Raw genomic sequence first — 23,337 nt, forward strand, 5'->3', positions numbered from 1 at the left:
GTGAAATGTTGGATTTGTTCACGGTCTACGCGTGGCTACGGTCACGCGGATGGCAGGTTTGCGCCAGGCGAGTCCAGGCGCTACCCCATCGATTGGGTGTTCTGCTCAAAGCGCTGTCAGGACATTTTTCATGGACTCTACGGCAACTGGCTGAGGGTGCAGGACGGCTCGGTAAATCCCAAGGAGGTGATGATGGAAAACGTCACTGAGATGGAACGTGCCGCCATGCGCGAGTGCCTCAAACCCTTTGGTCAGGCGGCGTCAGCCATCGGTTTTGATCGACCCTTGGGGTCGTATTCAGAGGCCGAAGCCCTGCAGGTGATTGAGGCCATCGTCGGTGGCTGGGCAGCTGCGATGGCAGCACACCATGCGGCCAGCAAGTACCCACCGGTGCGCGGCATTGCCCCGGCTGCTGATCCGCTGGATGACAACCCTTTCGCGGGCATGACTGACGATTTACCGTGGACGGAGGGCCAGTGATGTTGGACTTTAATTCTTCAGCCACGCTCTCCGAACGGCTCCAGGCCTTGGTCGACGCAGCACTCGAAGCCAAAGATGTGGCCACGCCTGCTCGGGATTATCTGGGCGCATCGCGCCTTGGCGTGGTCTGCGAACGCGCCTTGCAGTACGAGTACGCCCACGCCTCAGTCGATCACGGTCGGGGATTTTCGGGGCGCATCCTGCGTATTTTCGAGCGCGGTCACGTCATGGAAGACATGATGATCCGCTGGCTGCGGCTGGCTGGTTTCGTCCTCAAAACCGAGGGTAAGGACGGCCAGCAGTTCGGTTTCGCGGTCGCGGGCGGTCGTATGCGCGGTCATTGCGACGGTGTCCTCGTGGGCGGGCCTGAAGGCTTTGCGTACCCAGCCCTCTGGGAGAACAAGGCCTTGGGCAATAAGTCATGGACAGATCTGGTCAAAAAAGGTCTGGCCATCTCCAAACCTGTGTATGCCGCCCAGGTCGCCGTCTACCAGGCGTATCTGGATCTGCACGCAAACCCGGCGATCTTCACCGCGATCAACGCCGACACGATGGAGATTTATACCGAGGCCGTGCCATTTGATGCGGCGCTTGCGCAAAAGATGTCGGACCGTGCCGTGAAGGTGATTTCGGCCACCGAAGCGGGCGAACAGCTGCCACGCGCCTTCCACGACCCCACCCATTTTGAATGCCGGATGTGCCCCTGGCAGGACCGGTGCTGGAGCAAGCCATGACAGATCCCTTCTTTGTAAACCAACTGCTGCGTGAACGGTTCATCGATGCACAGGAAGCCTCGCACTGCCTGAACCTGCCGCTGTACTGGCTCACCCACGTCAAGGAACGCCGTGCTCGCGGCATCCCCCACTATCGGGTGGGCAAGCTGCTGCGCTTCAAGTTACAGGAACTCGAAGCCTGGATGGCCAGCCAGCAGGTCGGCACCGCCAACGTCCCGGAGGGCCGCGATGCTGGACTTCAATGATGCTGTGGCACCCGAGGCAGTTCAACCACTGGATCGAAACGCCATTCACAGCGATTTGATGGCTCGCCTGGAATCTGTGCTGGGCACGCTGTTCCCTGCTGGAAAAATCCGTCAAGGGCGATTTTGTATTGGGGACACCTTCGGCTCCGAGGGTGAAAGCCTGGAGGTCGTACTCGCGGGCGAAAAGGCAGGCCTGTGGACAGATCGGGCCACGGGAGATGGCGGCGATATTTTCGATCTCATTGCCCTGCAGGCCGGAGTCAACGCCAGTGTCGATTTCGGGGCGGTATTAAGCCTTGCAGCAGACCTTGCGGGTCACATCCCAGTGAGTCCGACCACGCCAGCACGGCGTGAGCCACCGACGGATGACTTGGGGCCGGTCACAGCCAAGTGGGATTATCAAGACGCAGATGGCAGGCTGATCGCCGTGGTCTACCGCTACGACCCGCCCGGGCGCAAGAAGGAGTTTCGTCCCTGGGATACCGTGCGGCGCAAGATGATGGCCCCAGATCCGAGGCCACTCTACAACCAGCCAGGGCTGCTGGCCGCAGATCATCTGATCCTGGTCGAGGGTGAAAAATGCGCTCAGGCCTTGATCGATTCCGAGTTTGTGGCCACCACCGCCATGAACGGAGCCAAGGCTCCGGTCGAGAAAACTGACTGGACTCCGCTGGCGGGCAAAGCTGTGGTGATTTGGCCCGACCGCGATAAACCGGGCTGGGAGTACGCCACGGCAGCCGCCCAGGCGGCACTGTCAGCCGGTGCCACCTCGTGTGATGTGCTCTTGCCCCCTGATGATCAGCCCGATGGCTGGGATGCGGCTGACGCACTGGCTGAAGGGTTCGATGTGGCAGGCTTCATCGCCAATGGGCCACGCATGAACATGAAGCCCATGACCTCTACGCCTACGCAAGAGGCCAGTGTCTGGGCCACCGACGATGCGCTGGCCTTGGCTTTCACAGAAACCTACGCCGAGGACTGGTGCTATGTCGCCGCCTGGGGCAAGTGGCTGGTGTGGGATGCCCGACGCTGGCAGGCAGACGACACACTCTTGGTCAGGCACCTCATCCGGGCGGTTTGCCGGGACGCCGCCACAGCAGCCAGCTCACACCGCCTCGCCGCGAAACTGGCTGCCAGCGGCACCGTGGGCGGCGTGGAAGCGCTGGCTCGCACCGACCGACGTCACGCCGCGACGGCCAACGAATGGGATTCTGACCTCTGGCTTTTAAATACGCCAGGCGGCATGGTGAACTTGCGCACCGGATGCATTCAAGCGCACGACCGAGCCGAGCGCATGACCAAGATTACGACAGCCACCCCGAAGGGCGACGCACCCCTTTGGCGGTCATTTCTGGACGATGTTACCGGTGCTAATCGAGACCTTCAGGACTATCTGCAGCGGATCGTGGGCTACTGCTTGACGGGAGCCACATCAGCACACGCACTGTTCTTTTTGTACGGCACCGGTGCCAATGGCAAGTCCGTCTTTGTGAACGTAATTTCCACGATTCTCGGTGATTACGCAGCCAATGCAGCCATGGACACCTTCATGGATACCCGAGGGGATCGCCACCCGACCGATCTGGCAGGCCTTCGTGGCGCACGGTTCGTGTCATCCATCGAGACCGAACAGGGGCGTCGCTGGAACGAGTCTAAGGTCAAAGCCATCACGGGTGGCGACAAGATCTCGGCACGGTTCATGCGCCAGGATTTTTTCGAGTACACGCCGCAATTCAAGCTCGTCATCGCGGGCAACCACAAGCCTTCCATTCGCAACGTCGATGAGGCCATGCGTCGTCGCCTGCACCTGATCCCGTTCACGGTCACGGTGCCCCCGGATCGGCGTGATGGCCAGTTGACCGAAAAGCTGCTTGCCGAGCGCGACGGCATTCTTGCCTGGGCCGTGGCCGGGTGCCTAGCCTGGCAACGAGAGGGATTAAAGCCCCCGGCGGTGGTCGTTCAGGCCACGGATGAATACTTCGAAGCCGAGGATGCCATGGGTCGTTGGCTGGATGAAAGGTGTGCGCTTGCGGTCAGTGAAAAATCGCTCACCGCTGAACTATTTTCCGACTGGAAGCGCTGGGCCGATGACGCTGGTGAGTTTGTCGGCTCCCAGCGCAGGTTCTCCGAGCAGCTGATCGCCAAGGGCATCCAGAAGTGGCGCAACCCCAATGGCATTCGTGGCTTTCAGGGTATTGGCCTGAAGTACCCGCCAGCACCCGCGTACACCCCCTATGCCGATAACTGACGAGCCAGACACATCGGTCTGACGCAGCTGACGCTGCTACTGATTTACTCGCTACGCCTGCGCGTATACACGCACGTAAGTGGGTTAACCGGGAACTGTGTCATCTGCGTCAGGCAACACAAGGACACGACCATGATCACTACAATCCTCGCCCTGGATTTGGGCACTACCACCGGCTGGGCACTGCGCCTGCCAGACGGCACGACCACCAGTGGCACCGAGTCGTTTCGCCTGCAACGCTTTGAGGGCGGTGGCATGCGCTACCTGCGATTTCGCCGCTGGTTATCCGAACTGCTGCAAACAGCCGATGCTATCCACGCGATCTACTTCGAGGAAGTCCGGCGGCATGCCGGAGTGGACGCCGCCCACGCCTACGGTGGGTTTCTGGCCCACTTAACTGCCTGGTGCGAACACCACAACATCGCCTATGCGGGTGTGCCGGTGGGCACCATCAAAAAACACGCCACCGGCAAAGGCAATGCAGGCAAGGCAGCGGTCATTGCCGCCACCCGGTCGTGGGGCTTTGATCCGGCAGACGACAACGAAGCCGATGCGCTGGCCATTCTGCACTGGGCACTTGCCACACAGGAGGGCTGATGTGGCAGATCAATGGACCGTAGAACAGGTTGCGCTGCTCCTTGAGCAGGCCGCCGATACCGCGAGGCGCCTGCCTGCAGTACGGGTGCAAGGACACTTCAGCGTGTGGCCAACCATCGTTCGCACCGCCTGGGAGGCGCTCGCCGCAGACGATCCACCCGAGCGTCACTTTCCACCGTCGCCTGCCGCCATCGATCAGATGCTGGAGACTATGCGCTGGGTGCAGTGGCTCGAACCTGCTGCCCGTCATCTCGTGTGGATGCGTGCCCGGGGCACTGTCTGGTCGGTCATCTGCAAACGCACCGGATACAGCCGAACCACAGCATGGCGCAAATGGCAGGCGGCGTTGATGATCATCGCAAACAATCTCAACGAACAAAATCGGAATTGTGCGTGAAGCGCAGTAGATGCCGCACTCTCTGCGCGATTATGAGTATTTATACGGCAATCTGGCAGCGAAACACTTTCGGGTTTTTTGCGTAGAATTTCAGCTATCTTCTGGACAGAATTGCGGGTGGCAAGGAAACCGCGTCACTCGCACTGTTCAGAAGTCCAAATTCAAGTGCGGCGGCACTATTCCACACGACTTGGCTTTTTCACGGTCAATGCCATACTGGTTAAAACTCGACACCAAGAGATCAAGCCAGTGACCATGCCGCACTATATCCAATGCCCTGACGATAACGCCGATATCCCTGCTGGCGTAGACCATGTTCCGGCGTTGATGCTAAACCCTGATGCCCCACCCGAAGTCATCTTGGCCGCAGCGAGTGCCAGGGTATTGCGGATGATGCAGACCCTTGAAACCTACACCATGATCCCGACCGACGAAATCGAATCCGCGCTCGATCTCACAGCCATGCATGCCAGCATGACGGCATTGCACAATCAGACAAGCGAGGTACATCAAATTCTCGCGGGCTGCATCCAGCAACTGGCAGATCAAGCGCCGTAGCGCAGATCTATACCAACTCCCCACATCGCACCCACCCAGACACTGTCTCGGTGGGTTTTTTTATGCCCACTGAATCCGCCACCATGTCTGACCTAAAAATCGAATACCGTCGCACCGAATCGCTGATTCCATACGCCCGTAATGCCAGAACGCATAGTGACGCACAGGTGGCGCAGATCGCGGCCTCCATCCGAGAGTTCGGGTTCAACAATCCAGTGCTGGTCGACGGGCGCTACGGCATCATCGCAGGTCACGGTCGGGTGCTCGCGGCACGAAAACTCAACATGGAGGAAGTCCCAGTCATTGAACTCGCACATCTGACTGATAACCAGCGCCGAGCCTATATCCTGGCCGACAACCAGCTTGCACAAAACGCGGGCTGGGATGAAGAACTGTTGAGTCTGGAACTGGCTGAACTGAAGTCGCTGGACATGGACCTGGATCTGCTTGGCTTTGCCAATGAAGAAATCGACCGCCTGCTTAATGGCACCGATGAAGACAAGCAAGGTCTGACAGACGATGATGCAGTCCCCGAGGTGGCCGAGGACACCATCACAAAGCTGGGCGATATTTGGGTCTTGGGCAACCACCGCGTGCTATGCGGGGACGCAACCAAGCCAGAAGCCTACAAGGCTCTGCTGGGCGATGAACTTGCAGACATGGCCTTCACTGATCCGCCATATAACGTGAACTATGCCAACTCCGCCAAAGACAAGCTGCGTGGCAAGAACCGCCCGATCCTGAACGACGACTTAGGCGATGATTTCCAAGGGTTCCTAACAGCTACCTGCACGAATCTGCTGTCCGTAACCAAGGGCGCTGCCTACATTGCCATGTCCTCATCGGAACTGGCCACCCTGCAAGCGGCATTTCGGGCGGCAGGCGGCAAGTGGTCGACGTTCATCATCTGGGCCAAGAACACTTTTACCCTGGGCCGCGCTGACTATCAGCGTCAATACGAACCGATCCTCTACGGCTGGAAGGATGGCACTGACCACTTCTGGTGCGGTGCCCGCGATCAAGGGGACGTCTGGCAGATCAAAAAACCCGCCAAAAACGATCTGCACCCGACGATGAAACCGGTGGAACTGGTCGAACGAGCCGTGCGCAACAGCAGCAAAACCCGAGACGTCGTGCTCGATCCCTTCGGAGGCTCCGGCACCACGGTCATTGCCTGCGAGAAGGCGACACGCCACGCTCGCGTGATTGAACTGGATCCGAAGTACGTGGACGTGATCGTGCGTCGCTGGCAAGACTTCACAGGCGAGAAAGCCACCCGCAAAGCGGATGGCATGGTGTTTGATGACCTGACGGTGGACGCAGTCGGCCAGGCGTGACCAAGGGTCAGGCGCTGCGGTACACCCGGTCTTGCCCCTGCTGCTTCTCTGAAACGACGGTGATGCCCCGCTTTCTGAGCGCTCCGGCAAAGGTGCCGCGCACCGTGTGTGCCTGCCAGCCGGTGGCATCCATGATCTGGGCGATGGTCACACCCTCTGGGCGGCAGAGCAAAGCGATCACCATCTCCTGCTTGGTGGTCTTGCGCAGGGGTTGCAGTGCCGCTGTCTGGGCACCTTGGGTCGGAGCGCAGCCCAGCGCGACGTAGCCCGCCTCGGTGATGATCCACCGGTTCTCAGTCGGGCAGATGATGTCTCGCGCAGCCAGGCTCGCCAGCACCTTTTGGCGGGCACCACCTTTGATGTTGTCAGGAAACCAGTCGATCTTGCCACCGCCGAAATTGATGGCGTGGGCCAGGACGGCGTGTTGTGTGGGGGTCAGTTTGCTGTTCATGGTGTGCTCCGTGTCTGTTTCGTGGGGGCTTAGTTCGCGTATTCGCCCTGGCCGGTGATCCTGTCGGCAATGTCGGTCAGCTGGTTGAGGGTGAGGGTCAAGTCCCCCACGTTGGCCCAGTCGATGCGATCTGGGTCTGCCCCAAAGTGATCGTTTGCGGCCCCTTGCAAGATGGCCAGCTTTTCCTGGATGCTGATGACCAGTTCCACGTAGGCGTCAGTGGCTTGGGTGTTGGGGGTGCGGCTTTTCATGGTGTGCTCCGTGGGTGGTGTGTTTCGACACCTCCATGAACGCTTCTTCTGATTGAGAAGCCAAGCCGATTCCGATTGTTTTTCAGAGAGTTTCGATTGCCCCGTGCAGCACCATTGCCCTGCCGCCATCCCAGGTGCGGAAAGTTAGTCCAGGGCAGCGGCTTTTGCCCGCTGCACCAGGCAGATCGGCGTCAGTGGGACAATGCCCAGCAGGCGAGAGCGCGACGCAACCGACGTGGCCTGTCGACCAGCACGGCCCGCTGGCAGCGGCTGCGTCAGGTTGTATTGGGACGCGAACCACTATGCCGGATGTGTGTTGAGCAGGGCCGCGTCACGCTGGCCCGCGCAGTCGATCATATCGATGGAGACTCGGGCAACAACGATTTCTCGAACCTGCAACCGCTGTGCCTGTCGTGCCACGCCCGCAAGACCAATCGCTTCGATGGTGGCTTTGGCAATCCGAAACGCCCGATGCGGCCCTGATCTCAGCCTGATGGGGGCCTATAAACCCTACAACCGGGTTGCCAGAGACCGGCTGCTCAATCAAATTTTTGTGGCCGCGAAATAAACCATAGGGGGTTATCAGCATATTCGTTGGAAACCACCAGGAAACACTTGGAAAAAGCGGTGGCCTCGGTAATATGAACCTATCCAAAACCAATCAGTGATAGGGATAGGTATGCCAAACATCGTTCTCATCAACGAGCCAAGGTACCAGGATGGCGTGCTTGAAGATCTGTCGGACGGGATGCTCCTATCTCTATGGACAAAACCTGACTTACGTCAGATCAATGCATACGTCCGGGGTTCAATTGGCGGACAGGGACTCGCGTTCTCGACATTCAAAGATCAGAATCCGGTGTTGGCAACTGCCATGGAGGGGGGGTTGAGACCTGTCGCCCAGGTCTGCCGAAACGCAAATGGCCAGATTCACATCGAAGCAATCTGGCCCACCGAACAGGAAATAGAGGCGGAGCGTCTCCAGAGAGAACACGAGATTGCCGAGCACAGACGGCAATTTCTTAACGATATCCGCAAACCCTACAAGCCCAAAAGCACTCTGAAGGCCTGGGTCAGAACCACCGGCGACAAACCACTGCCGCTGTCAATGACAATGAGCCTGGTAGACCAGCCCATAGGCAGTTATGAAAAACACGGTAGCGACGCCATACAGTTCGTGGCAGACGGCTTTGACCAGCCCATCTCTATATATGGGGATAAGGCCTACGCGACCAAGATCATTCGAGCATCGTTATCCGGATTTAGGGTTACAGCGACCGTCATCACATCCATCGAAAAGCCGCAGTGGCTCAACGCATCGCCAACCTTTGAGGGCATCAAAACTTACCCTGCCGAGGTGGAGGTGTCGTACCACTCTCGTGATTCAACGTAATTCAGCACCCAGCAATCACCCATGCGAGGACGCAAACCCACCCCCACCGCACTGAAGATCATCGCAGGCAACCCAGGCAAACGCCCGATCAATGCCCACGAACCCCAGCCTCGGTCAGACCTGGCAGCTGTGCCAGAATGGATGACGGAGCACCAGAAGGATATTTGGCGCGAGGTGGTCGAGCTCTCGCCACCAGGACTTCTGAAAGATGTCGACGCCTCAGTGTTCACGATCTGGGTGGTGGCCTTCGATCTATACCAGGAGGCCAGCGAAAAGCTCGCCCGCACAGGCATGCTCATCAAGGCTCCCAATACCGGCGTGCCCATGCAATCACCCTATCTGGCAATCGTGAACAAACAGGCACAGCTCATGCTCAAAGCTGCCGCCGAGATGGGATTTACTCCGGCGTCACGGTCACGCGTCGTGGTCAAGCGTGACGCAGCCAAGGCCGATGATCCATGGAGCGCCATTGCGGGTGGATAGCCATCACCCCCAAAAGCAGCCACACGGGTCCGCATCGACCTCGGCCACAAACTCCTCAAGTGTCCTGACCTGCGGCAACGGCTGATAGCCGTGCCATTTGAGGTCAGCCCGCATCCAGTAGATTTTCCACACCCGCTGAGTCTTCACCCATGTGGTCTTGGCAACCGGCTCCAAGAGCCGTGAACCGTCGTAGATCACCCGATCCTCCTGAATAATCACGGACTGCCCCTCGACGGTATAGACGATATCAAGCTCGTCGCGGATCTCAGGTCTGGGCCTGCGGCTCTCTACAAAGTCACCCACCACGCGCTTGACGCGCTGCATCTCCAATTCACTAAACGCCACAGCCTCTCCTTGCTTCCTGGCGCTGCAGCCTATGCTGCGGCGCCCATTACCGTGCCCAAATATACCGAAATCGCCCGCCGCTATGCTCAATCCGTGGTGGCGGGGGAGATTGCTGCCTGCCAATGGGTAAAAAAAGCCTGCACGCGCCAACTGGCAGACCTCGAACGTTTCAAGGGCCGGGGGGCCGCATACCGCTTCAATCCACTACTGACTGATGGACAGGGTCGTAAATACCGTCCCGCTGATAATCTATGCGCCTTCGTTGAATTACTGCCGCACATCAAAGGGCCGCTGGCCGGTACGCCCATCGGGCTTGAACCTTGGCAGGTGTTCGTGCTCACCACCATCTTTGGCTGGGTCGACCGCGCAGGCCGCCGACGTTTCCGACGCGCCTATATTGAAGTGCCACGGGGCAACGCCAAATCGACCCTGTCCTCTGCGGTTGGACTCTATATGCTGACCGCTGATGGCGAAGGCGGGGCCGAATGCTATTCACTGGCCACCACGCGCGACCAGGCTCGGATCGTCTTTGGCGACGCACAGGCCATGGCCCGCAAGTCTCCCGGCTTTCGGACGCGTTACGACGTGACGGTCGGTGCCCATAACATTCACGTCCTGTCCTCTGCCAGCAAGTTCGAGGCGCTGTCTGCCGAAGGCTCCACGCTCGATGGCTTGAACATCCACTTTGGCTGCATCGATGAGCTGCATGCCCACAAAACCCGCACCGTGTACGACGTGGTGGAGACCGGCACCGGCAAACGCGACAATTCCTTGCTCTGGGTGATCACCACCGCCGGGTCCGACCGTGCGGGCATTTGCTTTGAAATTCGCTCCTTTATCACGAAGGTCTTGGACCGAGTGATGGAGGACGACAGCCAGTTCGGCATCATCTATGGGCTGGACGACACAGATGATTGGGGTGCCGAAGAATCCCTGGTGAAAGCCAATCCCAACTGGGGCATTTCGGTACGCCCCGAGGTCATCTTGCCGCTGCAGGCCAAGGCCCTGCAACTGCCTTCGGCCACCAACAATTTTCGGACTAAGCACTGCAACGACTGGGTGAGCGTGGACACCGCCTGGATGGACATCCGGGCCTGGGATCGGTGTGCTGATGCTGCCCTTACGCTGGACACCTTCGAAGGCAAGCCCTGCTGGATCGGCATCGATCTGGCCAGCAAGGTCGATATTGCCTCCATGGCTGTGCTCTTTGAGCACGGAGAGAAGGTGGCCGTGTTCGTGCGCCACTTCCTGCCCGAGGATACGGTGTTTTCTGCCGCCAACAGCCAGTACCAGGGGTGGATGAATGCAGGCAGGCTTCTGGCCACCCCTGGCAACGTGACGGATTTTGGCCTCATCGAATCGGAGTTACTGGACTGGACCTCGCGCTTTGAAGTCAAGGCCGTGGCCTTTGACCCTTTTCAGGCCACGCAATTCTCCACCCGGATGCTTGCCGAGGGCCTGCCCATGATTGAGGTTCGGCCCACGGTGCTGAATTTCTCGGAACCCATGAAGCTGCTGGAAGCCCAGGTACTACAAGGCAAGTTCACCTTTGATGGCGATCCGGTGCTCACCTGGATGGTCAGTAACGTCGTCTGCCATCGGGATGCCAAAGACAACATCTACCCGCGCAAGGAACGGCCGGAAAACAAGATCGATGGCGTGGTGGCCATGCTCATGGCCTTAAATCGCCTGGTGCTCGATACCGGCGACTCAGGCTTTATCGAACAAGGTTTTGTGGTGATCGACTGATGATGAAACTCTTTGACCGTTTCTCGCGTTCCAGCCGCAAAGCCGCCCGAATTGAGCCCACGCTCGGCATCGTCGCCGATGCAACGGATTTGCAACCCGCTGCATCATCCGATGCCATCCGGATGTTTGAAATCTTCGGTGACTCAACGACCGCAGCCGGTGCTGTGGTGAACTCAGCCACCTCCATGCGGGTGTCAGCTGTCTTTGCCTGCGTGAGCCTCATTGCCGGGTCCATCGCGCAATTGCCGCTCCCCATCTATCACCGCGACGGTCCTGCCCGTACCCGTATCGACCATCCTTACTGGTGGATCCTGAACGAACAGTTCTGCTCCGCCTGGGGCGCAACGGCAGGTTGGGAATTTCTCACCACACAAGTATTGCTACGAGGCGATGGCATCGCTTTCATCGAGCGGGGACGAGATGGGGCCATGCGCTCACTCATCCCCTGGCCGCGAGATCGGGTCGATATCGTGTGTCAGCGCAAGGCACACACTCGGTCACCACATCGCCTGCAATACACGTTCTATGGCGATGAGGGTTACTTCACCGCTGATCAGGATGATGTGCTGCACCTGCCAGGGTTTGGTTTTAACGGCACCGAATCCATGTCAGTCATCCAGTGGGGCGCACGCAACGGAATCGGCATCGCCATCCAGGGGGACGATCACGCAGGGCGCTTTTTCAATAGCGGTGGCAAGCCCGAGGTCGCAATCCGGGCAGCAGGCCGCATGAGCGTAGATCAGCAAGAAGACTTTCGGGCCGCGTGGGTCGCCAAATATGGTGGCCCAGGGGCCAACACCAAGATCCCACTCATTCTCACTGAAGGTCTGGAGGTGAAGGAACTCACGATGTCGGCGGTCGATCAGCAGCTGCTTGAATCTCGCCAGTGGCAGGTGATCGATATTGCCCGTGCCTTTGGGGTGCCGCCGCACATGATCGGAGAAACCTCCAAATCCACGAGCTGGGGTTCGGGCATTGAGCAGATGTATATCGGCTTTGTGCGCAACACCCTGGGCTCACATTTGAAACGCATCAAGGATGAACTGAACCGCAAACTGTTCCGTACCCCTGGTCTCTTTGTTGAGCACAACGTCGATGGCTTTATGGCGGGCGACAGCAAAGCGCAGGCCACCTACTTTGGCAAGGCACTCGGTGGCCCCGGTGCCCAGGGCTGGATGACCGTAAACGAAGTGCGACGCCTGAAAAATCTCCCTCCCGTAGAGGGCGGCGACACGCTTTACAAACCTGCTGATTCCTCTGTCAACACCACGTCTACCAGCCCGGCAGAGGATGAGGATGATACCGAGGACCTTTCCGAGGATGACCATGAAAACGCTTAAATTGCTTCAACTTGCCCGCGAGAATGCGGGTGCCTCCCTGCCCTTACGCCTCGAAGCCCAGAGCGGTGAACCGTCACTGTATCTGCATGGGGTGATCGGTGGCTTTTGGGGCGATATCGATGAGACAGAATTTGCCAAGACGCTGGCTGGACTCACCGCCCAGACAATTCATCTGCGCATCGATTCGCCCGGTGGCGACGTGTTTGCCGCCCGATCCATGATGACCGCCATCGCGCAGCACCCGGCACGCATCATCGCCCACGTGGACGGTCTAGCCGCATCGGCTGCCACGGGTCTTTGCATGGCCTGTGATGAGGTGGAAATGAGCCAAGGCGCAGGTTTCATGATCCACAACGCCTGGACGGTCGTCATCGGCAACAAGGACGATCTCATTGATGCCGCAGGGCTGCTCGAGAAAATCGACGTCGGGCTTGCTCATGATTACGCCAGGCGCACGGACAAGGCCACTGGCGAAATCACCGCCTGGATGGATGCTGAAACGTGGTTTACCGCCGATGAAGCGCGTGAGGCTGGTTTCGTTGACCGGGTGGTAGAAATCGTGGGCAAGCGCACAGCAAACGCCTGGAACCTCTCGGCGTATCGCAACGCCCCCAAAGCACCCATGGCACAGGCCGCGAGCAACTCCGCCTGCGACGCAGCACTCCTTAGCCATCGGGCAGCGATTGAACGGCACTTCACTCTCTTTGAGCGTATGCCAGCGTAATCCATCCCGATCACACTCCCTTTCTTTCCCCGCAGACCCGCCTCCTGGCGGGTTTTTCTATTTCTACAAGGACTCAAACCCATGTTCAACCTCCAAGCAGAACGCGAACGGCGCACAGCGCTCGCCAAAGAAACCCGCAATCTCCTCGACCAGCACCCCGGCACCGCCTGGACGGACGATCACCAGAAGCAATATGACGAAAAGGTGGCCGATATCGAGCGCATCGACGATGCGATTGCCCGCCACCAAAAACTCATGGATCTCACTGCCGAGGAAAACATGCGTACCGCTGTGCGTGATGTGGCACCGGCAGGTGGCAAGGATGAGGCCGTCGCGCTTTTTGATAAATGGTGTCGGGGTGGCGACAATGCGCTCACGCCCGACGAATGGCGTGCAGTGCGCAACACCATGTCCACCACCACCGACTCCGAGGGCGGCTACACCGTTCCGACCACGGTGGCCACCACCATCCTGGATGCCCTGAAAGCCTACGGCGGCATGCGAGCCGTGGCCAATGTCATTCGCACCACCTCGGGTGAGGCGATGAATTTCCCCACGTCGGATGGCACCAGCGAAAAGGGCGAACTTGTGGGCGAGAACACCTCGGCCACGGATGCCGACGTGAGCTTTGGCGTCAAGACGCTGCCCGTCTACAAATACAGTTCCAAAGTGGTCACCGTCCCGTGGGAACTGCTGCAGGACTCCAGCGCCGATATCGAAGGTTTTGTACGGGATCGGCTGCAGGTACGTCTGGGACGCATCACCAATGCACACTTCACCACCGGCACTGGATCAAGCCAGCCCAATGGGCTTATCACTGCCGCCTCGGTGGGTGTCACAGGGGCGGTGTCGGCCACAGCCAAGATCACCTATGACGATCTGGTGGACATTGAACACGCGGTGGATCCCGCGTATCGGCGTAATGCCGCATGGATGATGCACGACGACATGTTGAAACTCATCCGCAAGGTTAAAGATACGGACGGACGACCCATTTTTGTACCCGGCTATGAACAGGGCAATCCGGGTGGCGCTCCTGATCGGCTGCTCAATCGCAACATCACGGTCAACCAGGACATGGCAAGCCCTGCGGCTTCTGCCATCTCCATCGCCTTCGGGGATTTCAGCTATTACAAAATCCGCGACGTGATGGCTGTGACCCTGTTCCGGTTCACAGACTCCGCCTACACCAAGAAGGGCCAGGTGGGGTTTCTTGCCTGGATGCGCTCGGGCGGCAATCTCGTGGACGTGGGCGGTGCCGTCAAGACCTTCAAGCACGGTGCTGCCGCCTGACCCTTTGCTGATTTTCCACCACCTTCGATATGGCTGGCCTCCTTGTGGGTCGGCCATATCTCTTTGCGGAGCGCCCTCATGACGAAAGATCGGAAACCCAATGCGAAGGCCGACACCATCGAATGCGCGGTGCGTCTGGACTGCCTCTACGGCAAGCACGACGACATCATTGAACTGCCCGCCCCCGAGGCTCAGGCTGCATGCGAGGCGGGATTTGTCGACACTCATCCAAACGCTGTTGCGGCCATTCGAGATGTGGCACCTGCCGCCGAGCAGGCCCCATAAGGAGGCACGGGCATGCTGCGCGTCACAACTGCCGCTACTGCCGAGCCGATCACCGTGGACGACGTCAAGGTCATCTTACGCCTGGACGATTCAGGGTTCGATACGGTACTGCCAGCCATGATTGCCGCTGCCCGCGAGATCGTGGAGCAGCAAACGGGGCTGGCTCTGGCCACAGCCACCTATGAATGGACGCCCACGGCGGGCCGCACGGAACCTTTGCCGCTATTACCCGCCACGGTCACAAGCGACGAAGGGGTATATCCCATCACGCTCCAGACCACCGCCGCCTTGGCTCCGGCAGCACTCAAAGCTGCCATGTATCTGCTCGTTGGCGACATGCTGGCCAATACAGAAGCCTCCACTGAGCAGGCGCTCATCGAGAACCCTGCCCTCGAGCGCCTGATCGCACCATACCGACGAGTCTTGTCATGAAGGCCGGGACATTTAATCGGCGCATCATGATTCAGGACCACGTCCAGGAGCAAGATGACACCGGCCAAATCATCGATATATGGGTAGACATAGCGACCGCGTGGGCCTGGATTAAAACGCAGTCGGGGATGTCCACCATCAGTAACGGCGTGGCCATTTCCCTGACCCACTACAGCTTCCGAATCCGCTATCGCACCGACGTCGATGTGGGCATGCGTGTTTTCTACAACGGCGTCTCATTTGACATCCAGTACATCGCCCACGATCTCGCCCATCACGAATGGACAGATCTCGTCTGCCAGACGACGGGCGAATAGCGACTCTCCTTACCGTGCCATCGCTGCACCTGGCCTGCGAGTTCATCATCATGCCCAATCCGTCACAGGACGAGATCGAATCGATCCTCGCCCAGCAACGCGCCCACACCCAACGAATCCAGGAACTCTGCGAGGTGGTCAGACGAATCGAAGCCGACACGGCGGGAATCGTGGACATTTTCCAGAGCCTAAACGGTGCATTCAAGGTACTGCACTGCATCGGCAAACTTGCACGGCCCATCGGCTGGATCGCTGCTGCTGTCACGGCAGTCGTGGCAGCCTGGGCGAGCATCAAACACGGAGTCATCAAATGAAAAACCCTCGCGGAATCCGCAACCGAAACCCTGGGAATTTGCGCTGGGGCGATCCCTGGCAAGGCCTCGTGCCAGCCAAACAGCGCACCGACAAGGCCTTTTGTCAGTTCGTATCTGATGTCTACGGCATCCGGGCGTTGGCCAGGACCTTGATCACCTATCAGGATAAGCACGGTCTGCGAACCATCTCGCAGATCATTAGCCGCTGGGCACCTGCTTTGGAAAACGATACGCAAGCCTACATTCTGGCCGTTGCCAAGCGAACCGGGCGAAGGCCAGATGAAACCCTGGAGATGCAGTCCTACCGGGATTTGAAGGCCGTCACTGAGGCGATTATCCGCCACGAGAACGGTCCTGGCTCATTATCAACCCTCAATTCCTGGTACAACGCCACGATCATCAACAAAGGCCTGGCCCTGGCTGGTATCGAACCACGGCAAAAGGCAGCAGGCCCGATCCCGGTAACTCGGGAAACGATTGGTGCTACGGCGACTGGCGGGGTGGGTCTGGCCCAGATCGCGGATGTGCTGCCCCAAGTGTCAGACGCCATCTCCCAGGCCAATGGTCATCTGGCCAGTGGATCCGCTGTGCGTATTGCCATCGGCCTCGCGCTGGTGGGGATCGCGGCTTTCATTGCATGGTCACAGGTGCGCCGCCACCAGGCAGGGGTGCTGTGATGTGGGCGGCATTCTCGGTTGGCCTTTGGCCGCGAATCCAGGGGTGGAGCCTCACAGCGCTGGCCACCTTACTCGTTCTCGTCGGTGCCTATGCCGCCGGTGGGCGGGCGGCCAGGCGATCTACCGAACTGGACGCTGCTCATCGAAATCTCAACCTACGAAGGAAGGCTGATCATGTGGCTCGTAAGATTGGTGCGCTGGATGATGATGCTGTCCGTCGTCGCGCTCGTCGGTGGGTGCGTGACAACGGGCGGTGATTACTGCCAGATTGCCAAACCTGTCCAGTGGAGCACCGTGCAGGAACTTGATGCCACTCCGACACCGATCACGCGGCAGATTGTCATGCACAATGAAATTTGGAGGCAGTTCTGTCAATGAGATGAAACGTCTATCCCCGAGGCCAATTGCTCTGCAGCAATGGCAACACACAGCCCAGCAAGTCTTTGATTCATAATAACTTATGCATTAAAAATGCCCGACAGAAAACTTGTCTTTAATGGTAAACCGAGCGTTCATAACTTACGAAATCAAAGAGAAAGCTATGACCCACGACAAAATTAATGCACTGCTTGCGACATCGTACAACTTGCATGTCCAGCAAGGTAAAGGAATGACGCCAGCAGAAGCCGCCGAGCTGTCACGTCCAGACAAGGTAGCGCTTGCATACCTATTGCGTGAGAAAGGCAGCAGCCAGCTGTACAGCCAGGTAGATGCTGATGAGGCGTACATTGCCCTAACGTCCTCTCCGCAAGAACTGTGCCAGATGTGTTGGGAACATTAAAATACGCATAAGTGCGCACTTATGCGTACTTATGTTGCTTTGTGCGGCTTCTAGTGATTTAATAGCTACGATCTCGCGCAAGGAGTCCCTGTGGCTGTGCCAAGAAAAATTTCAGTGCTTGTCCCCGATGATGAAGCTCGTCGCTTTGAAGCTTTCTGCAGCGAGCGCGGACACAAGAAATCAACGCTGATCGTTCGATTGATCAAGGAGCACTTGGACAAAGAGCAGTACCCATTTCAGGGTTCATTGCTCACCATGGCATCAGCCAAGGACAAGAGTTCTGTAAATGCAAAAAAGAGCCAATAACATGGGAATCAAAAAGTGACGACATCAAACGCACCAAGGCTTTCCTGCATTGACCTCTTCGCAGGATGCGGTGGCTTAAGCCTCGGACTTAAGGAAGCTGGCTGGAACGGAATCTTCGCAATCGAGCGCGATCCGATGGCGTTTGAAACTCTGTCTCAAAATCTTCTATCTCCAGGCGCACCATACGCGAGTTTTGTAGATTGGCCTGCATGGTTGCCAAAGACAAACCACGACATCGTAGCTCTCTTGAAGAATGATTCCATGCGGAAGCATCTTCGGTCTCTGCGGGGCACGGTGGCGATGATGGCGGGAGGGCCCCCATGCCAAGGATTTAGCGTAGGGGGGCGTCGTGACGGAACTGACGAAAGGAACAGTCTCGTCTATCAAATGCTCGACATGGTTGAACTAGTACGCCCTCGCATCGTACTGATCGAAAATGTCGAGGGAATTGCACGTCGATTCGTGGCACGCCCTGGTGAAGCAAGTACCTCCGTTGCCGACGCAGTAATCGAACGTCTCTCAGATCTCGGCTATACAAGCGTCTTTGATGTGCTTGACGCCACCCGATTTGGCGTTCCTCAATCTAGGCGTCGCGTGGTCATCGTGGGCATCCAAGGTTCTTCGATGTCCTCTGCTAATCTTAAGATGACCTTCGGTGACATGCTGAGTAAAGCAGCTATCACCGTACGCCAGCACTGGGGACTACCCCAAAGTAAGAACATTACCGCGAAAGAAGCTATAGGCGACCTCACGGGCGGTGCCCGAGTGGCGTGCCCTGACTCAACAGCGTTTGAATCAGCTGTCTACACCAAAGCCACCTCTGCATATGCTCGCGCGATGAGGCGGGGTCAAAAATCGGGAAGCATTCCGAACTCCCATCGTTTCTCGAAACATGGGGAAAGAATTCAGGCACTATACAACCTAGCTCATCAGACTCAGCCTCCTGGGCGGCTATCGAAAGCGTTTCTGCTTGAGAACAACACAAAAAAGGACAAGAAGGTTCTCATCGATGCATCAACAGTCGTGTCCACGATTACGACTCATCCAGACGAATTTATTCACTATGTGGAGTCGCGAAACATTACCGTCCGTGAAATGGCGAGGTTTCAATCATTTCCTGACAACTTTCACTTTCACGGTCGGTACACAATCAATGGGCCACGTCGAAAACACGATGTAGCAAGGTGCTCTCAAGTGGGCAATGCAGTACCACCGCTAATGGCTGAAGGCGTTGGCCTAGCCTTGCGCAACCTCCTTGACCTGCTGGACGCTCAATCCATCACTACGCCCCCTTCGTCGTCAGAAAAGCAATGCTCCAAGGCTTCAGCGCAAAACAAGATCCTCTCAGAAGCAGCCGCCGACTAGACAGCAAACAAGATCACTATGTACAGGGGCCCATCGCCCCTTTTCTCTTCTAGGATAAATATGGCTCTACTCGACCTGCTCCGATCAAACAGAAAGCCGACCTGCGAAGCTGAACGCACAAACGCTCTCGCCGAGCTGAGCAGGATATTCCCAGAGGCTGAGTGGGGTGTGGACACCGATTTCAACTACTATACGCAGGCCAACATTGACAACCTCTGGGCCCATGAACTTCGGCGCGGCATCAAGAATAAGCTCGAAGCAGCGGGTCTTGATAAAACAGATTATGGGACTTGGCTTGGGGACGTCCACTTTTTGAATATTGGAATCTACCGCAAAAATCTGTTCGAACGATATAGAAGTAATGCTGGATGGCGTATTACTTTAATGTCTTTGCCACGAGCGGGCGCGATCTTGGTCGGCTTAGCATCCCATTACCAGAACGCTCAAAATCACAACAAGCTCGGCAATGTATCGAATCTTCTCTTCGACATTGCCTCAGATGCGCTTTTAGATGATAGTATGGGGCCGATGTACGGTCGCAAAATCTCAAATATTGATTGGGATCAGAACGGCTTATTTCCGACGCCTTTATCCTCGATCGCTGGCGTCTCCACTGATCCGGACGTCGTCTTCCTGAAGGACATTCGCACGACAACACTTAAGAAGATTCTGGCATCCTTTATCGCGATCAAGGCTCTACCCAGCTCAGTGAACCAGACAGCCTTAGATCGCGAGTTAATGGAATTATCAGCTTCCGCAAAACACCTTTCAGAAGAGGTATACCCCTTCGAGGGACTTGAGGAATTTGAGGCTTTCCGTTCTCTCGCGCTCCAAGATTTAGCAGCGGCCGGAACTCGATTGCTATTGCGAAAAAAGAGTTCAACTCGATCCATTGTCCGCGTGTACTACGGCCCCCCCGGCACTGGCAAAACGTTATCTGCCGTCCGCGAAGCAGTGAAGCTTGTCGAGCCAAATTTCGATGACAAAGGAAATCCGACGACGTCCTTCGAGAAATTCAACGATTACCGGGATCAGTGCGCCTTCATTACATTTCATCCTTCACTTCAATATGAGGATTTGGTCGAATCAATTCGACCAGTAGTATTCGATGATGACATCTCCTCGAATAATGAAGAAGACATGCCTAATGAAGTGTTGCCACCAAGCCAGCTTCGTTACAAGGTACACGAAGGCTTGCTGCTTCGAATGATCCGACGTGCTCTTCAGACACCCGGAAAGGAGTTCGTGGTCGTCGTCGACGAAATTAATCGAGGCGATGTCAGTAGAATCCTCGGCCCACTGATCTCAACCTTGGATTCTGACAAAAGAGTCGGGGCTGAATTCCCAATTGGAATAGAGCTTCAATACCCTCGCGCAGAGGAATTAGAATCTCGGCTTTTTATGCCGCCAAATTTGCACCTGATCGGGACAATGAATTCATCTGATCGAAATATTGCCCTTGTTGATCATGCGCTTCGACGCCGGTTCGATTTCATTCAAATCCCACCAAATCCTTCATTGCTTCGAAGCACTACAGATACACCATCGATTAACTGCGGATTGCTTCTGCAAACAGTTAATGCCAGGATCGAGCATTTAATGGATGCAGATCATTGCATTGGTCATGGCTATTTTGTCGACTGCGATTCCAACTTGAAAGTTATAGAACGGCTTGCAACGAAGGTTATTCCACTCTTGCATGAATATTTCTACGGCAACGAGGGCTTAATGCTGATGGTCCTCGGAGACTCGGCCTCACAAACAGCAAATTTCTTCAAACTCGATCCCCCAGAAAAGCAATTTGAGAAGCTGTTTGGTATAGACCAAGATGTCGCGTCTGCTTTTGGTTATCGCCCACATACGACTCCCAGAAGCCTCGAAATAGATCCTCGTTTTTGGAATGCAATAAGGACCATTCCTGGACCTGATGACGAAGCCTACGCAGTTAACTGCCTCTTGAAGCTTTGTCAATCAGGATCGGTAGTTTCTGGGAACTCCGACGACGACAATGGGGAGATTAATGAAGCGCCTGCTGCGGTGTGAGGAATGGTCTAAGCTACGCGTCGGTCCGGGGCTGGAACTGGAGTCGTTAGAAGAGCTCTCCTCAATCGTCACCGCATGGAAACACAGTACCGGCGAACAGCCTGACGCCTATTTCAATATTTTGCCTAATGCGTTAGTGCCAAGATTTTGGACAGGTACGTTGGAGACGGCGCTCCTAATTCTTGAGGTTGCCCCAATTGGGGCGAATCTTTTAGGGCCGGAAGCGCGGTCTCGTTTAGATACCAGCTTATCGGCAATGCTGGCAACGGCAATGTCAGCTCAGTCAATGGCGGCGGGTCTAGCACCCTTAAGTTCAGATGGCAGCAGGCATGAAATTCTTCTAGAGGTATTTTGCAATGAACTGCAACTCGCGCGCCGCCGTCAAGTAATCCGTAGATACATATCGATCTCCGATAACCTGCCCGCTCCCAGAGGCCGTATATCGTTTCCGAGTCAATGCTACGAGAGCATTCGGAGGCCTGGCCGCTTCGCATCAACGTGGGTAGCTCTCACGGAAGACGTTCCCGAAAACAGGATATTTAAGAAAGTTTTACTCCACTACCAGCCAAGAAGCTCTGCCTGGATCCGCGGACGCATCGATCTATGCCTATCCGAACTCGACTCTGTTGACGCCTCAGGGGATCATCGCTTGGAATGGGCAAAGGTTCGCGCAGACCGGCTTCCACCGATCTATCACTCTTTGCTTCAGCAAAGCAAGGCCCTCCTGGATGAGGAGGGAGCTGGGGTATTTGCCGGAGAAAGGCTTGCCACTTCAGAAATTATCTTTACGTCTCGGCTCTTTGAGCAATTCATTGCCAAGGAGTTGGCTTGGATCTCTCCTTCAACTGGCTTGGTTTCCAAGGCTCAGGGGCGCGGGACATTTGCATGCTCACATGGCGACGGCAAAGGTATATTTGAGTTGGTCCCAGATATAAGATTGATCGACAAATACGGAAAAACTGCGCTGATAGTAGATACAAAATGGAAATCTCTTGACATGCGTAAACGCCAACTTGGAATTTCTCGCGAAGATGTCTACCAAGTTTTGACTTATGGATCTCGCTTTAATTGTTTGGATATTGTTCTCATGTATCCTGACGTGACCAACGAGACAGGAAAAACTGGTTACTACCAAAAACTTGAATCTGTCCTGGGTGGTCGGCAGTATTCAATCCATATCGTAAAAGTCCCTCTGCTTGCGTCCACGCTCATCGTTGTAAGGGACTTACTCAAAAAACTATTAAAAGAAAAGGGTTTGCCGATTACGAACCATACGGCACAGATCCCTGCTCTGATTACATAAGGGAAATCAGTCATTTCTCCAGCATCACAAGGCGCACGATGCTGTCAAACTCGTTCAGCACCTCAGGGTATTTCTTCGTCAATTGCCGCAGGACCGCCTCATTGGCCATGAGCTTGGCCAGATACCCCTTGGCCAGAACCAGGTTCAGGACGTCCTGCCCATAGGTCTGCTCGGCAAGCTTGAACTGCTCCTGCAGGTTCCCCATCTCCTGCTCCATCTTGGCCATCTGCTCAGCGCCAACCCCCGCCACTTTCCTGGGCTTGGTCTCGCCCACCACCATGTTGGCCGAAGTGGCAGCCAGCAACGCTCGGGCGTACGCGACCGTGATGTTATTGGCGCTGACCATGAGCTCCACGCACTCCACCTGTCTGGTGGGCTTCATCTTGCGAAGGACCGCTCCAAGATTTGCTGAAAAAGTCTGGTCGCGCAGCAAGTCTGCCGCCTCGGGGCAGATGCCATCGAGCAGGTTCAGCTTTTTGATGACGTGACTGACGTCGACATCCAGCGCATCTGCCAATTTCTCGGGCGTGACACCCCGTTCCACGGCGCGGCGGATCATGACGTGCTCTTGGACGCTGGAAAGGCGATTGACACGATTGTTGTAGGTGTAGCTCTCGTCATCCAGGGCGACCAGGCATGGAGCCGTCTCGACCCCCAACTCTGCCAGAGCGACAAGCCGGGTGTGGCCATCGAGCAAAATGTACCTGCCAGACCTATCAGGTTTGCCCACAGACAGTGGTTCAATCAAGCCAACGGCCTTGATGGACGAAACAATTTGCTTGTATTTTCTCGATGCCACCAGGCCATCTGGGGTTTTACGGGTAGGCAGGATTGCCGCCAAGGGCAGCTGCAACGGTTCGGGAATGAACCCGAGAGGTGGCTCGCTCAT

The 23,337-nt window shown here is 56.7% G+C and carries 30 protein-coding genes; 26 read left to right on the forward strand and 4 right to left on the reverse strand.

The window, feature by feature from the left end; translation table 11 throughout:
• The 8 genes from ACMHYJ_RS06215 to ACMHYJ_RS06250 all read left to right on the forward strand — a co-directional run bounded on the left by ACMHYJ_RS06215 (position 1) and on the right by ACMHYJ_RS06250 (position 6,596).
• Positions 1 to 480 carry a DUF6511 domain-containing protein gene (locus ACMHYJ_RS06215; RefSeq protein WP_414245334.1) on the forward strand — a complete coding sequence of 160 codons (480 nt, stop codon included), beginning with the start codon at positions 1 to 3 and terminating at the stop codon, positions 478 to 480.
• On the forward strand, positions 480 to 1,214 hold the full coding sequence (locus tag ACMHYJ_RS06220; RefSeq protein ID WP_414245335.1) for a hypothetical protein: 735 nt from the start codon (positions 480 to 482) through the stop codon (positions 1,212 to 1,214). Before ACMHYJ_RS06215 ends, ACMHYJ_RS06220 begins: the two co-directional genes overlap by 1 nt.
• Complete coding sequence (locus ACMHYJ_RS06225; protein ID WP_414245336.1) at positions 1,211 to 1,459, forward strand: helix-turn-helix domain-containing protein; 249 nt, start codon at positions 1,211 to 1,213, stop codon at positions 1,457 to 1,459. The genes ACMHYJ_RS06220 and ACMHYJ_RS06225 overlap by 4 nt, the downstream gene beginning before the upstream one ends.
• A complete protein-coding gene (locus tag ACMHYJ_RS06230; protein WP_414245337.1) occupies positions 1,443 to 3,707 on the forward strand; it encodes a phage/plasmid primase, P4 family in 2,265 nt (754 codons plus the stop codon). Before ACMHYJ_RS06225 ends, ACMHYJ_RS06230 begins: the two co-directional genes overlap by 17 nt.
• Positions 3,708 to 3,839: 132 nt before the next feature.
• The gene (locus ACMHYJ_RS06235; RefSeq protein ID WP_414245338.1) at positions 3,840 to 4,304 is read left to right on the forward strand and encodes a crossover junction endodeoxyribonuclease RuvC; all 465 of its coding nucleotides are present in this window, start codon (positions 3,840 to 3,842) and stop codon (positions 4,302 to 4,304) included.
• Positions 4,258 to 4,701, forward strand: coding sequence for a DUF6362 family protein (locus tag ACMHYJ_RS06240; protein ID WP_414245339.1), 444 nt, complete (start codon positions 4,258 to 4,260; stop codon positions 4,699 to 4,701). The genes ACMHYJ_RS06235 and ACMHYJ_RS06240 overlap by 47 nt, the downstream gene beginning before the upstream one ends.
• Before the next feature lie 255 nt (positions 4,702 to 4,956).
• Positions 4,957 to 5,259, forward strand: a complete 303-nt coding sequence (locus tag ACMHYJ_RS06245; RefSeq protein WP_414245340.1) for a hypothetical protein — start codon at positions 4,957 to 4,959, stop codon at positions 5,257 to 5,259.
• A 62-nt stretch (positions 5,260 to 5,321) separates the two neighbouring features.
• On the forward strand, positions 5,322 to 6,596 hold the full coding sequence (locus tag ACMHYJ_RS06250; RefSeq protein WP_414245341.1) for a site-specific DNA-methyltransferase: 1,275 nt from the start codon (positions 5,322 to 5,324) through the stop codon (positions 6,594 to 6,596).
• A 7-nt stretch (positions 6,597 to 6,603) separates the two neighbouring features.
• Here the strand turns inward: ACMHYJ_RS06250 and ACMHYJ_RS06255 are convergent, their stop codons facing one another.
• Positions 6,604 to 7,047, reverse strand: coding sequence for a DUF3489 domain-containing protein (locus tag ACMHYJ_RS06255; protein ID WP_414245342.1), 444 nt, complete (start codon positions 7,045 to 7,047; stop codon positions 6,604 to 6,606).
• Between the two features lie 29 nt (positions 7,048 to 7,076).
• Positions 7,077 to 7,298 carry a hypothetical protein gene (locus ACMHYJ_RS06260; RefSeq protein WP_414245343.1) on the reverse strand — a complete coding sequence of 74 codons (222 nt, stop codon included), beginning with the start codon at positions 7,296 to 7,298 and terminating at the stop codon, positions 7,077 to 7,079.
• Between the two features lie 309 nt (positions 7,299 to 7,607).
• Between ACMHYJ_RS06260 and ACMHYJ_RS06265 the strand changes: the two genes are divergently transcribed.
• The 3 genes from ACMHYJ_RS06265 to ACMHYJ_RS06275 all read left to right on the forward strand — a co-directional run bounded on the left by ACMHYJ_RS06265 (position 7,608) and on the right by ACMHYJ_RS06275 (position 9,174).
• Positions 7,608 to 7,781: an HNH endonuclease signature motif containing protein gene (locus ACMHYJ_RS06265; RefSeq protein ID WP_414245496.1), complete on the forward strand. Its 174-nt coding sequence runs from the start codon at positions 7,608 to 7,610 to the stop codon at positions 7,779 to 7,781.
• A 196-nt stretch (positions 7,782 to 7,977) separates the two neighbouring features.
• The gene (locus tag ACMHYJ_RS06270) at positions 7,978 to 8,691 is read left to right on the forward strand and encodes a hypothetical protein (RefSeq protein ID WP_414245344.1); all 714 of its coding nucleotides are present in this window, start codon (positions 7,978 to 7,980) and stop codon (positions 8,689 to 8,691) included.
• A 21-nt stretch (positions 8,692 to 8,712) separates the two neighbouring features.
• Entirely contained in the window at positions 8,713 to 9,174 is a 462-nt protein-coding gene (locus tag ACMHYJ_RS06275) for a phage terminase small subunit P27 family (RefSeq protein ID WP_414245345.1), read from the forward strand.
• A gap of 3 nt (positions 9,175 to 9,177) precedes the next feature.
• Here the strand turns inward: ACMHYJ_RS06275 and ACMHYJ_RS06280 are convergent, their stop codons facing one another.
• Complete coding sequence (locus ACMHYJ_RS06280; protein ID WP_414245346.1) at positions 9,178 to 9,519, reverse strand: DUF3024 domain-containing protein; 342 nt, start codon at positions 9,517 to 9,519, stop codon at positions 9,178 to 9,180.
• Between the two features lie 51 nt (positions 9,520 to 9,570).
• On the opposite strand from ACMHYJ_RS06280, the gene ACMHYJ_RS06285 reads away from it, so the two are divergent.
• From ACMHYJ_RS06285 to ACMHYJ_RS06355, 15 genes are all read left to right on the forward strand, one after another.
• On the forward strand, positions 9,571 to 11,268 hold the full coding sequence (locus ACMHYJ_RS06285) for a terminase large subunit (RefSeq protein ID WP_414245347.1): 1,698 nt from the start codon (positions 9,571 to 9,573) through the stop codon (positions 11,266 to 11,268).
• Positions 11,268 to 12,608: a phage portal protein gene (locus ACMHYJ_RS06290; RefSeq protein ID WP_414245348.1), complete on the forward strand. Its 1,341-nt coding sequence runs from the start codon at positions 11,268 to 11,270 to the stop codon at positions 12,606 to 12,608. The genes ACMHYJ_RS06285 and ACMHYJ_RS06290 overlap by 1 nt, the downstream gene beginning before the upstream one ends.
• Positions 12,595 to 13,332, forward strand: a complete 738-nt coding sequence (locus ACMHYJ_RS06295; protein ID WP_414245349.1) for a head maturation protease, ClpP-related — start codon at positions 12,595 to 12,597, stop codon at positions 13,330 to 13,332. The genes ACMHYJ_RS06290 and ACMHYJ_RS06295 overlap by 14 nt, the downstream gene beginning before the upstream one ends.
• 81 nt (positions 13,333 to 13,413) lie before the next feature.
• A complete protein-coding gene (locus ACMHYJ_RS06300; protein ID WP_414245350.1) occupies positions 13,414 to 14,625 on the forward strand; it encodes a phage major capsid protein in 1,212 nt (403 codons plus the stop codon).
• A gap of 78 nt (positions 14,626 to 14,703) precedes the next feature.
• The gene (locus ACMHYJ_RS06305) at positions 14,704 to 14,910 is read left to right on the forward strand and encodes a hypothetical protein (protein WP_414245351.1); all 207 of its coding nucleotides are present in this window, start codon (positions 14,704 to 14,706) and stop codon (positions 14,908 to 14,910) included.
• Between the two features lie 12 nt (positions 14,911 to 14,922).
• The gene (locus ACMHYJ_RS06310; protein WP_414245352.1) at positions 14,923 to 15,342 is read left to right on the forward strand and encodes a head-tail connector protein; all 420 of its coding nucleotides are present in this window, start codon (positions 14,923 to 14,925) and stop codon (positions 15,340 to 15,342) included.
• The gene (locus ACMHYJ_RS06315) at positions 15,339 to 15,659 is read left to right on the forward strand and encodes a phage head closure protein (protein WP_414245353.1); all 321 of its coding nucleotides are present in this window, start codon (positions 15,339 to 15,341) and stop codon (positions 15,657 to 15,659) included. Before ACMHYJ_RS06310 ends, ACMHYJ_RS06315 begins: the two co-directional genes overlap by 4 nt.
• 14 nt (positions 15,660 to 15,673) lie before the next feature.
• The gene (locus tag ACMHYJ_RS06320) at positions 15,674 to 15,973 is read left to right on the forward strand and encodes a hypothetical protein (protein ID WP_414245354.1); all 300 of its coding nucleotides are present in this window, start codon (positions 15,674 to 15,676) and stop codon (positions 15,971 to 15,973) included.
• A complete protein-coding gene (locus ACMHYJ_RS06325; protein ID WP_414245355.1) occupies positions 15,970 to 16,650 on the forward strand; it encodes a hypothetical protein in 681 nt (226 codons plus the stop codon). The genes ACMHYJ_RS06320 and ACMHYJ_RS06325 overlap by 4 nt, the downstream gene beginning before the upstream one ends.
• A 90-nt stretch (positions 16,651 to 16,740) precedes the next feature.
• Positions 16,741 to 17,028 carry a hypothetical protein gene (locus tag ACMHYJ_RS06330; RefSeq protein ID WP_414245356.1) on the forward strand — a complete coding sequence of 96 codons (288 nt, stop codon included), beginning with the start codon at positions 16,741 to 16,743 and terminating at the stop codon, positions 17,026 to 17,028.
• Between the two features lie 163 nt (positions 17,029 to 17,191).
• Positions 17,192 to 17,431, forward strand: coding sequence for a hypothetical protein (locus tag ACMHYJ_RS06335; RefSeq protein ID WP_414245357.1), 240 nt, complete (start codon positions 17,192 to 17,194; stop codon positions 17,429 to 17,431).
• A 90-nt stretch (positions 17,432 to 17,521) separates the two neighbouring features.
• Positions 17,522 to 17,737 (forward strand): hypothetical protein, encoded by a 216-nt coding sequence (locus ACMHYJ_RS06340; protein ID WP_414245358.1) that lies wholly within the window; start codon positions 17,522 to 17,524, stop codon positions 17,735 to 17,737.
• Positions 17,738 to 17,752: 15 nt separating this feature from the next.
• Positions 17,753 to 19,102, forward strand: a complete 1,350-nt coding sequence (locus tag ACMHYJ_RS06345; RefSeq protein ID WP_414245359.1) for a DNA cytosine methyltransferase — start codon at positions 17,753 to 17,755, stop codon at positions 19,100 to 19,102.
• A gap of 60 nt (positions 19,103 to 19,162) precedes the next feature.
• On the forward strand, positions 19,163 to 21,145 hold the full coding sequence (locus tag ACMHYJ_RS06350; protein WP_414245360.1) for an McrB family protein: 1,983 nt from the start codon (positions 19,163 to 19,165) through the stop codon (positions 21,143 to 21,145).
• The gene (locus tag ACMHYJ_RS06355) at positions 21,123 to 22,448 is read left to right on the forward strand and encodes an McrC family protein (protein ID WP_414245361.1); all 1,326 of its coding nucleotides are present in this window, start codon (positions 21,123 to 21,125) and stop codon (positions 22,446 to 22,448) included. The genes ACMHYJ_RS06350 and ACMHYJ_RS06355 overlap by 23 nt, the downstream gene beginning before the upstream one ends.
• Positions 22,449 to 22,458: 10 nt before the next feature.
• Here ACMHYJ_RS06355 and ACMHYJ_RS06360 read toward each other — a convergent pair whose 3' ends face one another.
• Positions 22,459 to 23,337, reverse strand: coding sequence for a plasmid partitioning protein RepB C-terminal domain-containing protein (locus ACMHYJ_RS06360; protein ID WP_414245362.1), 879 nt, complete (start codon positions 23,335 to 23,337; stop codon positions 22,459 to 22,461).

The sequence above is a fragment of the Castellaniella hirudinis genome, from assembly GCF_047468865.1.
Classification (GTDB): domain Bacteria; phylum Pseudomonadota; class Gammaproteobacteria; order Burkholderiales; family Burkholderiaceae_B; genus Castellaniella; species Castellaniella hirudinis_A.